The organism is Streptococcus sp. DD10, from assembly GCF_001578805.1.
Taxonomy (GTDB): domain Bacteria; phylum Bacillota; class Bacilli; order Lactobacillales; family Streptococcaceae; genus Streptococcus.
This window is the reverse complement of the sequence record NZ_KQ969232.1, coordinates 1-259: the sequence shown is the minus strand read 5'-3', so window position 1 is coordinate 259 and position 259 is coordinate 1. Positions and strand designations below refer to the sequence as shown.

The window sequence follows — 259 nt, the reverse complement described above, 5'->3', positions numbered from 1 at the left end:
CTCAGGCTAAAACAGTCCACTGGACTGTTTTACTCCAACATCTTAGCCGTGCTATGAATCGTGTCCGTGTTCAAATCATGAACCAATTCGATAGAAAATCCCATGAATACAAGGCTATCAAACGCTACTGGAAGCTTATACAGCAGGATAGTCGTAAACTAAGCGATAAACGATTTTATCGCCCTACTTTTCGTATGCATCTAACAAACAAAGAGATTCTAGACAAGCTTTTTGAGCTATTCAGAAGACTTGAGACACC

The 259-nt window shown here is 40.2% G+C and carries 1 pseudogene; it reads left to right on the top strand.

Annotation, left to right across the window (positions count from 1 at the left end):
* Positions 1–259, top strand: a pseudogene (locus STRDD10_RS10200) (hypothetical protein); the annotation flags it as partial.